At 67.7% G+C, this 14,813-nt stretch carries 10 protein-coding genes; 5 read left to right on the top strand and 5 right to left on the bottom strand.

The genetic code is table 11. The features are described 5' to 3' along the window. Positions 1-188: 188 nt before the first annotated feature. The 4 genes from FHU28_RS06050 to FHU28_RS06035 form a co-directional block, all read right to left on the bottom strand. Complete coding sequence (locus FHU28_RS06050; RefSeq protein WP_221453124.1) at positions 189-2,291, bottom strand: DNA recombination protein RecN; 2,103 nt, start codon at positions 2,289-2,291, stop codon at positions 189-191. Continuing rightward, the gene (locus FHU28_RS06045) at positions 2,288-2,914 is read right to left on the bottom strand and encodes a hypothetical protein (protein WP_184681687.1); all 627 of its coding nucleotides are present in this window, start codon (positions 2,912-2,914) and stop codon (positions 2,288-2,290) included. Before FHU28_RS06045 ends, FHU28_RS06050 begins: the two co-directional genes overlap by 4 nt. Then, the gene (locus FHU28_RS06040) at positions 2,911-3,963 is read right to left on the bottom strand and encodes a serine/threonine protein kinase (protein ID WP_184681685.1); all 1,053 of its coding nucleotides are present in this window, start codon (positions 3,961-3,963) and stop codon (positions 2,911-2,913) included. The genes FHU28_RS06045 and FHU28_RS06040 overlap by 4 nt, the downstream gene beginning before the upstream one ends. Before the next feature lie 244 nt (positions 3,964-4,207). Further along, positions 4,208-5,668 carry a tyrosine-type recombinase/integrase gene (locus FHU28_RS06035; protein WP_184681682.1) on the bottom strand — a complete coding sequence of 487 codons (1,461 nt, stop codon included), beginning with the start codon at positions 5,666-5,668 and terminating at the stop codon, positions 4,208-4,210. Between the two features lie 212 nt (positions 5,669-5,880). Between FHU28_RS06035 and FHU28_RS32440 the strand changes: the two genes are divergently transcribed. Then, entirely contained in the window at positions 5,881-6,078 is a 198-nt protein-coding gene (locus FHU28_RS32440) for a hypothetical protein (RefSeq protein ID WP_260412853.1), read from the top strand. A 247-nt stretch (positions 6,079-6,325) separates the two neighbouring features. Then, the gene (locus FHU28_RS06030; RefSeq protein WP_260412852.1) at positions 6,326-7,258 is read left to right on the top strand and encodes a hypothetical protein; all 933 of its coding nucleotides are present in this window, start codon (positions 6,326-6,328) and stop codon (positions 7,256-7,258) included. A gap of 69 nt (positions 7,259-7,327) precedes the next feature. On the opposite strand, the gene FHU28_RS06025 is transcribed toward FHU28_RS06030, so the two are convergent. Further along, complete coding sequence (locus FHU28_RS06025) at positions 7,328-7,819, bottom strand: DNA-binding protein (RefSeq protein WP_376700654.1); 492 nt, start codon at positions 7,817-7,819, stop codon at positions 7,328-7,330. Positions 7,820-8,568: 749 nt separating this feature from the next. Between FHU28_RS06025 and FHU28_RS06020 the strand changes: the two genes are divergently transcribed. The 3 genes from FHU28_RS06020 (at position 8,569) to FHU28_RS06010 (ending at position 14,360) form a co-directional block, all read left to right on the top strand. Next, on the top strand, positions 8,569-9,021 hold the full coding sequence (locus tag FHU28_RS06020; protein ID WP_376700653.1) for a hypothetical protein: 453 nt from the start codon (positions 8,569-8,571) through the stop codon (positions 9,019-9,021). Positions 9,022-9,819: 798 nt separating this feature from the next. After that, positions 9,820-10,701, top strand: a complete 882-nt coding sequence (locus tag FHU28_RS06015) for a replication-relaxation family protein (RefSeq protein WP_184681680.1) — start codon at positions 9,820-9,822, stop codon at positions 10,699-10,701. Positions 10,702-11,441: 740 nt separating this feature from the next. Next, positions 11,442-14,360: a restriction endonuclease gene (locus tag FHU28_RS06010; protein ID WP_311773528.1), complete on the top strand. Its 2,919-nt coding sequence runs from the start codon at positions 11,442-11,444 to the stop codon at positions 14,358-14,360. Positions 14,361-14,813 lie beyond the last annotated feature (453 nt).

Genomic DNA, 14,813 nt, shown 5'->3' with positions numbered 1-14,813 from the left:
GCGGGCCCGGATGATCGAATGGGCCTCCCTGCGGCCCGGCGCCTGGGTGATGGGATCGGATCGGCGGGTACAGCGACGCCCTCATCGCGCATGTCGTCGTTTCGACGGGCGGGTCACCAGCATCGATGTCGGTCCGAGCCGGGTGAGTCCGAAGGGCGCTCGGCCGCTTGCGGGACAGCCAGTTGGGGTCAGGCGATCGCGTCGTCGATGAGGCCGTAGGGCGGTTGGTCCGCCCGTCCGGAGTAACGCACTACAACATCGCTCTCGACCTCGGCGGGCGGCGCGTTGTCGACGATGATGATCTGGGCACCGGCCCCTCGACCGGTGAGCCAGGTGTGCAGGTGCTTGTAGAAGTCCGCGATCGTGACGGTGTCGGCGAACTCGGCATCGCGTTCGCCGGTTTGGCCGAGGTTTTTCTGAGGGCTGTCCAGGAAGAGAAAACCGGGGTGGGAGCCACCCGACTCCCAGGAGACCTCGAAGATCGCGAGGATCCACGCGAGAGAGATCAGGGTCCGGCCGCCGGAGGATGCCGAGGTGTATCGGAGGTCGCGCACGAAGGGGACCAAGTCGTCGTTCAGACGGGCACCACTCAGTTTCGGATACCGCCAATCAGCCAGGATCGCGGCGAACCGGTCGCTGATGGTCCGGATGATCGCGGCTCGGTCCGTCCGATCTCGCCCAGCAGTAGCGAGTTCCTCACGAAGGGCCTTGACCGAGGTATCCAGGCGGAGCACGTCGTTTGCTCGTCTTTCGAGGCTGCTGACCATCTGCAACCCCGTTGCGGCGAGTTGAGCCGCAGCGGTGGCGTCCTGGCGCCGCCGGGCAAGAGCGTCTCGTTCGGCGAGGTACGGGCTGATAGCCCGAGCGGTGGCATGATCAACTTCGGCTGCTGCTCGCTGTTCAGCGGTGCGAGCGGCTTCCACGAGCGGCCTGAGCCGCCTCACATCGGCGTCCAGGTCATTCACGAATCTGGTCAGCTCGGCCAGACGTGCTTTGGTCGCGCGCAGCTCGGTGCTGACGTCGAACGGGCTGAGGGAGCTGTCGACGTCCGGCAAGGCACCATTTCCTCCGCTCGGACCGGGAGCTGTGCCGTTGATGGCGCCGTTCTGCTCCGACAGGGCTGGGGGCGCTACGTCGCCGAGAGTCAGCGTGCCGGTCGCATCGGCGACCGGGGTATGGCACAACCCGCACGCCCCATCTTCGACCTCGATGGTTCGCCCGAGGGTGGACAAACACGCTGGGCAGGCCTTGATCTGGAGCGGGTCGAAGAGCTGATGAGCCTCAGTGAGCATGGTCAACTTGGCCACGTCGGCGGCGTACTGTGCCCGCAGCGGAACCATCCGGCGGAGTTGTGTCTCGCGGTCGCGAAGCATCGCCTCAGCGCGACGTGTTTCCTCCGCAGCTGCTTGATGCCGCCGCCGCTGCGCCTCGGCGAATCCAGCGGCGGCGGCTACACGCAGGTCGATCGCTTCCTGTTCCCGGGCAACGATAGTCAACTCCTCGGCCGCTCGGTCACGAGCCATTTCCAGCTCCATGCGCCCGCCGAGTCGTTGTTCCCCGACGATCTGCTGTGCCGCTTCGTATGCAACCCGGGCCCGGGCCAGCCGTGTCTCCAGGTCTTTAATGCGCTGTCCGAGGTCTACCGCGCGGTCGTCATGGACGTCGAACACCACGTCGACGACCTGGCGCAGTTTGAGCGCCTTCATGTGCTGGGTCTCGAACAGTAGGGACTTGCTGGCCACGCGCTCGTTGGGTAGGAAGCACAGTCCCATCAGGTCCCGGAAACTAAGCGGGTCTGTGCCAGAGTTCGCCTGGGTGGGGGCCTCGCGGAGCTGGACGCCTTCCAGCCCGCAGTGCATCAGCAAGAGGGATGAGAGGCTGTCCGGGCTGCCGGGCGGTTTGATCGGCCGTCGTTCGACAGGGGGGCCAGCGCCGTCATCGAGCCTGCCGGGGCGTAGGAAGACGTGGCTGGACTGATCGCCGAGGCCGCGCTCGATGACATACGGCATACCCGACAGTTCCAGCTCGACAAAGGCGTGTAGGACCTTCGCGATCACTTCTGGATGCCGGGGGTAATCGCCCGCGCCTAGGCAGTAATCGATGAACTCCAGGACTGTCGACTTGCCCGTGCTGAAGGCCCCAGCGATGACGGACAAGGAGTTCAGGTGGCCTGCCTCACTATCGACGAAGTCGACCTGGTAGTGGCGTTCGGGTCCGACTAACCGTAGCCGGCGGATTCGGATGCCTCGTCTGCCCAGCGGCGACGAGGCGGGGTTTGCGGGTGATCTCATGACCACCTGCCCACGCTGTCTTCGCCGAAGGCGTCCGCTTCGTCCAGCTCTTCGGGCTCAACGAACAGGTCGGCCAGGTCGATGCGGTGGGGGCCCGAGGGCTGGCGAGTCCATTCCGTCACCCTCTCCCGGAGCGGTCCGGGCCGGACCTTCCTTAGCCTTCGCACGACAATGGTCGCTGCGGTCGTGTAGGAGCGCGCATACATGGCGGTGAACCGCATCGCCATGTCAACGCCGGCGTCCGTCAACCGGTAAAGGACGTGCCCACGGACTGCGGTGGTCGCCAGATCGTAAGCGAGCAGGAGCGCCAGGTCGTGCTTAAGCCGCTCTCGCCGGGTGGCGAACCTCTGCGCCGCGCTCGCGTAGGACAACGCCCGGTCGTCGAAGCCCGCCATCAGCAGCTCGAACCGGTCCGGGTCGTCATCGCTCGACGCCATCAGCAGGGGGTTCGCGGCGATGAAGTCGTACGCGCCGAGCCGTTCCAGCTCTACACCGTCCGGGTGGAACTCGGCGACCACGTGGAGGAGAAGCACAAGTTGGGCCAGCCGAAACACCGTGTCGTCCTCCGGCACCGCTACCGGCGGCCGGTGGACGGCATGGGCCGAGTCCGACGGCGCGGTCATGTGAGGACTCCGGCGGACTCGGTGTCGGCATCCCGCTGAGCCGGAGCAGGCACCTGCGCTGGCTGCTCGTCCCGATGCTCCACAACCACGTCTTCCCAGCGAGGGACCCAGCCCGCACGGCCGTCCTCGACAATCCGGTGCATCATGCCGCACCGGTGCACGGGCGTCGACCGTAGCTCCGCCGGCCAGGAATGACCCATGCTGCGAATCTGCCTCATCACTGACGCGTGCAGACCCGGCAGTTTGGGGCCAGCGGGGTGCAGTTCAGCCACCTCATTGAAAGACGTTTCCCAGATGCTATGCACGGTTGCATCTGCCTCAACGAGCGCATTTACCTCAGCCGGCACATCCTTGTCGACGATCTCGCGCGCGAGCAGCTCGGCGTTGAAGAACTCCAGTTTTGCCGAGCTGACCTGCTGGTGCCCGGCTTCCCGGAGCTGCCTGACGAACAGCGCGGTTTCCAGGGCGGTCGCCTTCTCCGGCTCGACCTGGACCACCTCAGGTCGGTCCGGCTTCGGCCCTGCCGGGGCCTGGTACGGGTCGTAGTAGTGGCGCCGGACGTTAGCAGCGTCCGGCGAGATCAGGCGCTGCCGCAACTCACCCTCGTGCCAGAGCTCGATCTTGACGTCGAAGTCTTTTTCCGCCTTTTTCTTCCACGTGGACCACCACTTGTCCATCGGGGCGTCCATGCTCGCGGGAACACACAAGATCCACTTGCGCACCCTATGACCATGCTCAGCTGCGGCCTTCATGGCAGACGAGAAGGACTCGCGGACCTGTCCCTGGTGGGAGGTGGTCACCACAGGCATGAAGTACTTTGCCTGCCAAATCACGATCTGCCCCGCCAGATCACCGACCACAACGTCGATACCCCAGTCGCCCGGGTTGGCCGCGATCAGGCGCGCGCCTCGGTACCACGCGGCCACCAACTCGCGAATCATCTGCTCAAAGTCGTCGCGTGCCCCAGCGAGGTTGGCGGCTCGGAGTTCGTGCGCGCGAAAGTTGATCGGAGGCTCGCCGGCTGCCAGAACCAGCCCACTCTCCGACACAGGACCCCCTCTTCGGCACCTTCGCCGACAGCATTTCAAAGCAGACAGCACAAAGCAATCGAGGGGTTACAGGATGACACGTACGCGACTGCACCTTCGCCGCTTGGGCGCTGATCGCGCTTTCCGTACGACACGCGGGGGGACGATCAGACACTTGCACCCAGAACCCGGGGCGGTTCAAGTCGAGGGTTCGGCGGTCACCGCGGGATCCGAAGCACCGGGCGGTTCCGATCTGTCTACGCCCTCACGCCGTCTTCGGACGACGCCGGTCGATCGTGTTAGCCACCGCGTCCGCGGCGCTGCGGTGCAATTCCTTGGTGACGCTTTGGTAGGTGTCGCGGGTGAGAGTGGTGGTGGAGTGGCCGAGTTGTTCGGCAAGGACCTTGATATCGACCCCGGCGTCGAGGGCCACGGTTGCGGCGCTGTGGCGCAGGTCGTGCAGCCGGATCGGCGGGAGCCCGGCTTTACGGACGAGTCTGCGGAATCGTTGAGTGACAGCGTTGGGGTGCCAGGGCCGTCCGTCGGGGCGGACGAAGAACAGGCCGGTGTCGGGCCATCTGCTACCGGCGGCAAGCTGCCAGGCGGTGCGGCGAGCATTGTAAGCCGTGAGGACTTTGACAGTCTCGGCGTCGAGTACCAGGTCGCGGTTACCGGCTCTGCTCTTGGGCGGCTTCTGCACTGCGGTGTAGCCGTGGGTAGCGATCTGGTTGTTGATCGTCGTCTCGCGGCGGTGGAGGCGAACCTCGCTGTCGCGTAGCCCGCACGCCTCGCCGCGGCGGGGCCCGCGGTAGGCCATGTAGTGCCACATCGGGTACAGGTCGGAGGCATGTTCGGCTGCGTAGTCGAGGAACTGCACGATCTGCGTGTCGGTCCACACCATGACGGGGCCGGGGACCTTCCCGGTGGCCTTCCACCGCTGTACCCGTTCGTCTTCCCACACGATGGGCAGCGGCCGGTTGGCGGGGGTCTTGACCAGGGCTGCGGGATTAGAGCCGACGATGAGTTCGTCGGCGAGGGCGTCGTTGATCGCTTTGCGTAGGCAGGCTCGGATGCGCTGACGGGTCGAGGGTCCGGTCGGGCGGACGCCGGCGACCGTGGCGCGGACGAGGGGATCGGTGCTGGCCTTCGCGGCCGAGATTTCCTCGTTGCGGCGCTCGATCGCGGTGAACATGGCGCGGACGTGACCGGTGCGCAGCTTGTCCAGGGGGATCTGGCCGAGGTGCGGGATGAGGTGTACCCGCACGATCGACTCGTAGCCACGGATGGTGTTGGCGTCGATGGTGAGGTCGCTGAGCCACTGGGTGAGGTACTCGGCCACGGTCGGCATCTGTCCGAGTGGGCCGTCGCCGCGCAGCCGCTGGCGCACGCCGTCGATGTCGGGAAGGACGCCGCCTGCGCGGACCGTGGTTTGGAGCAGGTCGGCGATCTCGGTACGGCGGCGGCGGTCGTGTCCGGCCAGCGCGAGGAGCGTACGGGCGTGGTCGAGTTCGGCGGCGGCGTCGCGTCGGCTGTCCAGCCCCGCGCGGCGCAGCTGCCGGCGGCGGCCGTCGCCGGTGGCGGGGAGTTCGAGTTGATAGGCCCAGTGGCCATGCTCGGAACTCCAGGCCCGATTCGGGCGGCGTAGTTTCGGGCAGGCGTTGCCGAAGGGCTTGCCGGTGTCGGGGTGGCGGCAGCCGCAGCGTTTGAAGATGCTTCCATCTGGCATGGCTGGTGGTGCTCCCGTTCATGAAGGGGGGCGTCGGTTTCGTCGATCGACATCCACGCCTGATCGGGGGACGCGATCAAGTCACGGCGGGGCGAGGCTGATGAGGCGCATCCGCGCGCCGGAACCCTGTGACGGGGGAATTGGAGTGCGCGCCGCTGGCGGCGCTGCGATCCTGACGGGTTCGCTTGAGGCCAGGCCATGGAGGATGAGCAATGGTGGCGGCAGATGAGCTGGTGGGATACCGGTTACAGCGCCCACAGCTGCGCGCGGCGGCAGCACAGTTGATGGCGGCGGTGCTCGGCGATTTGGCCGCTCGCGACGGCGTGCCGGTGTTCGCGACCGTTCCCGACTTCGGCGAGTGGCACCGCCTCGGGCAGGAGTCGTTCGTCGCGATCCGCCGCAGTGCCTAGCAGATGCCGGGCCGGGTCACCGACTACCGGTTCTTGGACGCCTTCGTCGAAATGGCGGCGGTGCGGGCCGTCGTGGCCGCCGATGAGGTGCTGCGCGAGCGGGTGGATTGCCTCGTCGGCGTGGAGTTCGCCCTCAGCCTCCGGCAATTGGGGCCGAGCATGTCCTGGAACCCATGGTGCCGCCGTTGGGGGCTACCGGTTCGACCAGGGTGCCTTCGATGCCGCGTACAGCAGGTTGGAGGACGGTTTGCTGGCCACGCGGGCGCGGCTGGTCGAGGTGGTCCCGCTCAACGCCTTCACCCCCACCGCGGGCATCGAGGCGGTCACGTTGCCGGACGGCCTGGTGCTGCAGGCGATGAGCGACCGGCAGGTGAGCGCCGCGATCGGCTACCTCGCGGTGCCGGTCGCCTTCGCGGGCGGTCCGACCTCGGTGGCTGTGTCGCGGTTCCACCAGTGGGCCCTGACCCGCTGCGCCTCGTACCCGGTGTGCTCGGCCATGGACGTACCCGCGCAACCGACGGCGCCGGATTCTGGCGCGCTGGTCGAGCCAGCCAGCCGGCTGGTGACCGCGCTGCGGCTGGTGTGCGGTGGGTCCGTCACCGCGACTCGGGCGATCCGCTGCCCACCGGACTACGACTTTCCCCAGGGTCTGGGGCCGACGGCGTCACTGTCGGCGCTACCCACCTTCGACGAGGACCGGCCGACAATCCTTGGGCGAGAGCAGGTTGAGGCGGTGCGCGAGGTCTACGCCCTCCTCGCGCATCCCGCGGTCCGGGCGAACCGGGGTCTGCAGACCGCGCTGCGCCGACTGGTCCTGGCCGGGGCCGACCGGGTGCCGACCGACCGGCTCATCGACCTGATCGTCTGCGCCGAAGTGCTGTTCATCAAACTGCCGGGCCTGCCAGCGGATCGTTGGAAGCAGGACAAGGTCGTTGCCGGAGCGACCGCGCTCCTGGCGGACGATCCTGTACTGCAGGCGCCGCCCGAGCGGCTCGAGGCACTCCTGCGCCTGGGGTACCGGCTCCGCAACGACGAGATGCACGGCGACGACCCGAGCTCTCGGGAGCTTCGCACGCTGACCGGTCAGCCGACAGATGACCTGTCAGCCGTCGTGGATGACATCGAGCTGGTGTTGCGTCGCGCCCTGGTCCGGCTCCTCTCCGGCGTTGTCGAGCAGTAGTCGGCGCGACTGCACCGGCACGGCGTATGGAGCCGTGCCGGTGGACCGTGCCTACTACCCCGGGCGGGGTCAAGACGTAGGCCTGCAGCCCGTGGTGTCCCTGTCCCCGCCCGAATACCCGCCGTCCCCGTCGGCACCCGCCCCGCCGGTGTCACCAGATGTCGGTACCGGCGGGGACTCGAGGTGCAGTTTCCGCAGGATCGGGGCGGTCGGCACGCGGTAGTAGGCGCCGGCCCGGAACAGGGGCACCGGGAAGGCGTCGCGGGCGGCCAGTTTGTAGGCCGCCGAGCGGGAGATGCCGAGGATGGCGGCGGCGGTGGCGAGGTCCGTGGTCGCCCCGAGCGCCAGGATGCGCTCCGTGGTCCACGTACAAGCTGCGGCGTCGCTCCCTAAGTTGGTGGCGGGGGCGGGCCTGCGGGTTCGTCGTGCTGATCGCATGATCGGTATCGGCGGGTCGCCGGCGACCAGGTCGGTCGGTGTCGGATCGACCCCGGCCGGCGGGCCGGTGTCGACGGTGGGATCGGGATGCGGGTTGTGGTGCTGCGGCGTGTGCTCGCTCATGTGGTGTCGGCTCCGCGCCGCGCCGTGGTGCGCTGACACCCTCAAACCGGTGTTTGTCAGCCGTGGCGAACACCTGCCCCTCTCACGGTGATCTCGCAGATGTCTGACAACGGGTCTCCGTCCGCATGGCTGTCCTGACCCCCGGGGACACCCTTGCAGACGCCAGCGCCACCACGTCGGATCAGCGTCAGGAGACTGTCAGAGCCCACCATCAACCCAGCTCTGTCAGACACCCAGGGTCACGACCACCTCAACCATGACAGCGACGCACGCCGATGACATGGGGGTGCTGGCCGGCATTGTCAGACCACTGTCCGGGTCCCCCAGGGCGGCAGCGGCGTCACCGAGGACACCGGCTCCGGGCCTGCCAGTCGGACGGCGGCTCGTCCGACCGTCACGGCCCGCCGGGCGGACGCTGCTAGCCAGGCACGCCGACGCGCGGCGCCCCGAGGGAGGCCGATAGTCGGCGATAAAACCGGTCGCGGTCTGACACCGCTGCGCCTTTGGCGCTGTGAGCCCATGTCAACGGGCAGGTCAGCGTGGCTTTTCGAAACGATGACGCACGTCGACGTCGATCGTCCGAGCGGTGCATGCGGCACCGCTGACCTCGTCGACCCGGTGTCCGTGCATACGCAGCCTGCGCTATCAGGAATCCGTGAGACCACGGTGACGCAATGGCGGTTCAGGCGTGCCGGCCGTACCGCTCCGGCCCGTCATCGACGTTTGCCGCTGACATGGGAGATCGTGACATGATCTCCGCCGCCGGCTGGCCTGACTCGCCTCTGGACGCCGTGGACACCGCCTTCGCCGACCTGACGTGCGACCCCGACCCGCTGTCACTGGACCTCGACACGCTGGCCGGGCAACTCGGCGACGACAGCGGTCTGCCCGGGGGTGTCATCGCGCTGCCGGCGTTGCGGCAGTGGCTACTGGGCCATCCGCGTGCCTGCAGGGTGCGGGACGTGGTGTGGCGGGAGCTGATCCGCCGCGCCCGCCTCGACGGGCCCGCCTGGGTCATCACCGCGGTCGCCCTGGCGCCGCCCGCGCTGCGCCGCTACGCCGGCCGGCTGCATACCGGCTGGGCCGGCGACGCCCACGACCTGGACGCCGAGATCCTCACCGGCTTCCTGACCGCCCTGCGCGACCGGGTCGACCTGGCCCGCCCGGCGCCGTACACGGCGCTGACGCTGGTGGCGGCCTGACCGCCGGCCGTCCCCGCCGGCGGTCCCGGCGCGAGACCGACCTTCTGGTCGGGCCGCGTACGACGAACCGACACTTCCCACCCGCGACGACCGGCCCACCCCCGGGTGCGGGAAGGCCGTCGCGCTCACTGTCGGATCGCCAGTCGGGAACCTCACCGACCTGACAGTGACGCCCATCGGACGACGCTCGGCGGCTGCAGCACTCCCGCGCCGACGCCCACAGCGGTCCGCCCCGAAGCGACATGAGCGTCAGACCGGGCCGCTGACCACGGCTGTCAGACATCGGTGAGGTCGTGTCGGAGCGCTGTGGGACCGGCAGGTGTTCGCCACGGCTCACAAACGCCGGTTTGAGGGTGCGGAACTCCTCCGGCGCCACCACGGCGCCATGCGGAGGGTTGGTTCCGCTCCGCCGCCGGGCCGGGACAGATGGCCGACACGGGACCGGGCGCCTCGGGTGCCGCGCCACGTTGATGCGCTGACACCTCATCGATCACCGCTGACCCGAACGGGAGGACGAGCTCCTCCCGAGGTTCACCGCGCTCCCCTGCCCGGCAGGTGTCTCCCGCGAGGCGTTGCCTCGACGGGTCATCAGCGCTGTGTTCGGCTCGGTCCGGGGTTGCTGTCCGTGTTCCAGTCCGCGCTGCCCACCAGTTCGGGGTCCCGCTTCAGGTGGACGGTGACACGGACCGCACCGGCGTCTGTCAGCGCAGCACCGGGCCGGTGTGACAGTCCGCCCCGGTGCTCAGAGACACCACCTGTGTCATCTCTGCCCTACCGCGAAACTCGGAAGGAACCCTCGTGCCTGACCACGTCCTGCGCGTGCAGTCCGTCCTCACCACCCGCGACCATCTCCTCCTCGAATGGCTCACCGACCACGGCGTGTTCACCACACCGCAGCTCGCCCACGCCCTGTTCCCGTCCCTGGACTTCGCCCAACACCGACTCGCCCGACTCACCGCGCTACGGGTCATCGACCGGTTCCGGCCCTTCCGCCCCGACGGCGGATCGTTCCCCTTCCACTACGTCATCGACCAACTCGGCGCGGAAGTCGTCGCCGCCCAACGCGACCAACCCCCACCCCGCCCCGGCCACGCCAAAACGAACCGGCGGCGGTGGACCGCCGCCCGCACCCTCAACCACCGACTCGGCGTCAACGCCTTCTTCACCGACCTCGCCGGCCACGCCCGCACCCACCCAGCACACGCCCTCACCCGCTGGTGGCCCGAGTCCCGCTGCGCACAAACCGGCGCGTTCGCCCGACCAGGCGACCCCGTGGCCCTGCACGCCCTGGCCGCCCCGATCCGCCCCGACGGCCACGGCATCTGGACCACCCACGGCGCACAGCTGCCGTTCTTCCTCGAATACGACACCGGCACCGAACCCCTGACCGAACTGATGCGCAAACTCATCGGCTACACACAACTCGCCGCCGCCGGCGGCCCCCGCTGGCCGGTGCTGTTCTGGCTCCACTCCGCCACCCGCGCCCACCACCTCCACCAACACCTCACCACCACCCCCCTCACCGTTCCCGTAGCCACCGCCAGCCGCGACCACGCCACCCACACTCGCCACAGCCCCGCCGGACCAATCTGGCAACTCCACGGCCACCCCGGCCCACTCACCCTCGCAGACCTCGCCACCACCTCCAACCCGCCCACCACCCACAAGCCACCGAGCTGACCAAACCGGCGGCGACCTCCCCGGCGACTTGACCTTCACCAAGAGGTGAGCGTGGATGGCTCCCGCCAGAGCCCAGGCGCGGCGACACCGTGACCACCGCGCATCAGGCAACCGCCCATGAGGTGCCCCCGACGAAGGGCCTACCGATGCCCAAGCCTCACCGCGAACGACCCGGACGCCTCGCCGCAGCACCCGACGACATCACCGACCCCCTGCTATGGCGCCTCGCCATCGACGTCCTCGCCGCCCACCAACCCGAACACGACGGCAACTGCCGCAACCTGCAATGCGCCGAACAAACCGGCATCTGCACCGCGGCATCCAACGCCCGCCGAGCGCTCACACTCGCCCGAACAGCCACACGCCCCACCAACCCCGCACCCCTGCCGGTACGCCACGAAGCGGCACCAAGAACACCAACGCCACGCAGCAGGAACTTCATCGGCTGGTTCACGACACCCAAGCCAGCCCCGGCTACCGAACTGCCTGATCCTGGACCCCGGCGAAGACCGATCACATCACGGCGACACGCCGCGTAACACCGACACCCCACCGGCCATCCCCTGACGACCAACGTGTCAACGCCGCCTCACACGGTGCTCTGGCACACATTCTGTTATTGATCTTGTTGATGGCTCGGCGCCGATCGATCATGTTGGCCACCACGCCGGCCCACGGGTCTGGTCTCAACATTGACTGGACCTGTCTGGTCGGTTCTTTGTCCGTGTGGTTGTTGACCAGTGAGCGTGAGGCGACAGCATGTAGTGGTGCTTGAGGATCCGATTAGATGGCGCAGGCTTGTTGCCGAGTACGGTGCGCTTCGCCAGCCAGGCTCCGGGCTGACTCGACAAGCGCGTGGCCAGCGGTTTAACGGGATGATCGCCGAGCTCCTGACGAGCTTTGGCCTGCGAGCGAAGTCGGACCAGCGGGGCGTCGGCGAGTTGGACGTCGTCTTCAACCACGCGGGCCGGCGCTACATCCTGGAGGCCAAGTGGGAGCAGGCCAAGACGGGGACGGGGCCGATCGCGAAGCTCCAACGACGCGTCGAGCAACGCATGGCAGGGGTGACCGGGGTCTTCCTGGCGATTAAAGGTTTCACCGACGAGGCCATAGACGAAGTCGACAAGGGTCGGCGTCTGGATGTGTTGTTGCTCGACCAGTCCCATTGGGAGGCGATGCTCAGCGGTTTCGTGCCGCCACAGGAACTTTTCGAGTTGATCACTGACGCCGCGTCCTTCCAAGGCCGCGCCTACACACCACTCAACGAACTCCTGAAGCATCGACCCGAGACGCCCAGAGTGACGCGCGAGCCGGTAGCGAATGGCACGGACGGGATGCAGCTGCAAGTCTTCACCGTCGGTGCCGTCGATCATGCCGATGCGCGGAGGGCGGGAGTCGCCGTCGACCCGGGCGGCAGACCTTTGCTGACCCTCGAACAGGGCATTCTCGCGGTGGACCTGCCAGCTCAACGTTCCAAATGGGTTGCACCTGTCTTCGGCTGCAACAACGGTTCGTTGGCCATGGCGGATGAGGTGCTTCTCATAGCCCGGGGACATGGCGTTGGCCGGTGGGCGACGGGCCAGCTGACCGTGGTTTCCAGTGGCGCAGCGAACCTCGACGACAGCCACCTGCTGATGAATCCCGACGGATCAGCCTGGTGTCTTGATCGAGGATCGGCAGGGGCAGCTTCGGCTCGCCTCATCAGGCTGGGCACGCAAGTCGGCGATGAAAAATGGTACGAGCTGCCCCTTGCGGTCACGGCGGCAGCCTGGCTGACCACTACCAGACTGGTGGTGTCGGACGGAGCCGACCTCCTCCTACTGTCATCGCAGCTCACCGTGGAACGACGCCTGCTGGCACCAGCAGGACGTGTGCGCGCACTGACCGCCCTGAACGAACGGCAGGTCGTCACGCTATCGGATGATCTGACGCTGATGCGGCTCGATCTCGACACGCAAGAACACAGACCGCTGGGCCGGCTCAGCAGCATGGCCGGGCTCCACGGCGCGCTCGTCGGTCGCAGCGACAATTCCCTCTTTGTCATCGGGCGCCTCCTCGCCAAGGAGGGTCACTTCGCAGTCGCGGAGGTCGAGCTCGGCCGCCGCCCTGCCGACGGCGAGGTTTCTCACCGACCGGAGCCGGAGGTCGGTGGCAGTGGTCCCTGGGTCTCCCCAGTTGAGCCCACTCCACCTGCCCGAGGCAGGGTTAGGGCAACTGCGAAAGCAGTCGCGGGACCACCAGCCGTTCGAGTCCCCATCGAACTGCCACCGTCGGCGCATGCTGCCGTGCGCGTCAATCACGGGATGTCGGCCGACGAGCGCCTCACCGAGCAGCGCCACGGCTACGCAGACGGCGTGACCGCGGCTGTGGCTATTCCCCTGTACGTCTTGGAGGGCCTCCTCGCCACCAATTTCGAAATCGCGAGCTGGTTGAGGCCGTGGCGAGATCACTGGGATCGCATCGTTTCTGGGCACGCTGCTGACGGGGAGACAGTGCCGGACTGGCTACCTTCGATCGCCCAGTTCCTCGGGGTCTACGCCGCGCCCACTCGCGTGGCCCATGCACAACTCACGCCCTCACTGCCCTATGTCGTCGGCTTCGCCGACGGGTTGAGGGCCGCTTGGCAGGATGCTGTCCGCGGCAGGCTCGTTCCTCCGGATCGAGAGACGCTCAGCCAATGGGTTCGTACCCCACTGTCGCGGCCCGGCCTACCGGTCGGTCTACACACCATCACCGACCTGCGAACCATCGCGGAGCGGGCCCGCAGGTTGAGGACCTGGACGTGGATCGGGCGCAGTCTTTTGTGGCTGGTGACACTTGTGGTGGGGGTATGCGAGATCGGTGCGATCGGGACCACTGTGACCGGGCAGTGGGAGCCAAACACCGTGACGAATGCGGTGATCGGCAACGCCTGCTTCGGAATCCCCTTCATCGGCCTCCTCTGGTTCGCCATCTGGGACCTGCGACGGCTGAGCAACGGCGGTCAACCTCCGCGTCGGAACCGAACGCCCTCTCCAGGCCCTCAGGAACATCGACGCACGCTCAGAGCTGAAGCGGCGAGCACCCCGAAGGAGCCGCTGGTCGAGCCGCCTCGCGAGCACGGCGACTGGGTGCTATCCCGCCCGGACCGAGGCAACCCGCCCGCGGAATACGCCGCCTTCGCCGCAAGTAGCGGCATGTACTGGACGATCGTCGGCATCAACACGCTTCTGGTCATCGTGCTGGCGATCATCATTCCCACAGCACACATCCCGCTCGTCGCCAAGGCCCTGCTGGGCCTGTTCGACGCATTCCTTGTCTTTGCCACCATCGGATTTGCCAACATGGCCAGGAACCCCACTCGCCTGGAAATCGGCAGGGCGGGAATCCAGGTCTACAGCCGCAGCGGGACCTACTGGTTCCCCTGGCAGGCACTGGAAAGCGTCGAAATCATGCGCCTCAAAGCAGGCACCCGCCACCTCGTGGGATGGTGCACCAACCCTGAGCTGTTCCCGGAGTCCAGCAGCAGCGGCGAAGGACCGCGCTTCCTGCCGAAGCTGAACGCGGTCGCCATCTGCCCCCTCAACACCCTCCATACCCGCCGCCACCTCGTCGCCCGCGCTCTCCACACATACGGCGGCAACCGCTATCGCAATCCCAGCAAAGGGCTGTCTCGCTAACGGCCCGAGGGTGTGGACGGTGGCGGTGGTGAGCCGGGGCACGGCGGGGGTGAGTTGGTGTTCGGCGTCGGGGGCGAGCTCGTGCGCGGCGACGAGGCTGCCGAAGCACCGCGTACGCCTCCCCAATCTCCTCGTCCGAGGAGCCGTTCGCGGCTGCGGCTTCCCGCAGCGCCAGGTGTACCTGGTTCTCGGTCCACTCGGCCTCCACGTCGTGCCGCGCGAGCCGAGAACCCTGCTCCGCGAACTCGGACAGGTCACCGTCGGCCAACAGACTGTTCTGCAGGTCAGTGATCGACAGGTCGAGCTGCACAGGCCACGTCGCGAGCGGTTGCGCACAGAGCTCTAGCAGGGCGAGGTCGCTGTCGAGCGGCTGCAGACCCTGGTCGGCGAAACGCCACCACAGACGCGAGAAGCCCACCCGCCACGGAGCCGGCAACAACCCCGCCTCCTTCG

Origin of the sequence: Micromonospora echinospora, from assembly GCF_014203425.1 — a bacterium.
Taxonomy (GTDB): Bacteria; Actinomycetota; Actinomycetes; order Mycobacteriales; family Micromonosporaceae; genus Micromonospora; species Micromonospora echinospora_A.
The sequence above is the reverse complement of the archived record's forward strand: the minus strand, read 5'-3'. Positions and strand labels throughout refer to the sequence as shown.

Excerpts from the sequence above, each read along its gene's own strand:
- FHU28_RS06020 (WP_376700653.1), top strand. The coding sequence starts at position 8,569 with ATGATCTCCGCCGCCGGCTGGCCTGACTCGCCTCTGGACGCCGTGGAC.
- FHU28_RS06035 (WP_184681682.1), bottom strand. The coding sequence starts at position 5,668 with ATGCCAGATGGAAGCATCTTCAAACGCTGCGGCTGCCGCCACCCCGAC.
- FHU28_RS06025 (WP_376700654.1), bottom strand. The coding sequence starts at position 7,819 with ATGAGCGAGCACACGCCGCAGCACCACAACCCGCATCCCGATCCCACC.
- FHU28_RS06050 (WP_221453124.1), bottom strand. The coding sequence starts at position 2,291 with ATGAGATCACCCGCAAACCCCGCCTCGTCGCCGCTGGGCAGACGAGGC.
- FHU28_RS32440 (WP_260412853.1), top strand. The coding sequence starts at position 5,881 with ATGGTGGCGGCAGATGAGCTGGTGGGATACCGGTTACAGCGCCCACAG.
- FHU28_RS06045 (WP_184681687.1), bottom strand. The coding sequence starts at position 2,914 with ATGACCGCGCCGTCGGACTCGGCCCATGCCGTCCACCGGCCGCCGGTA.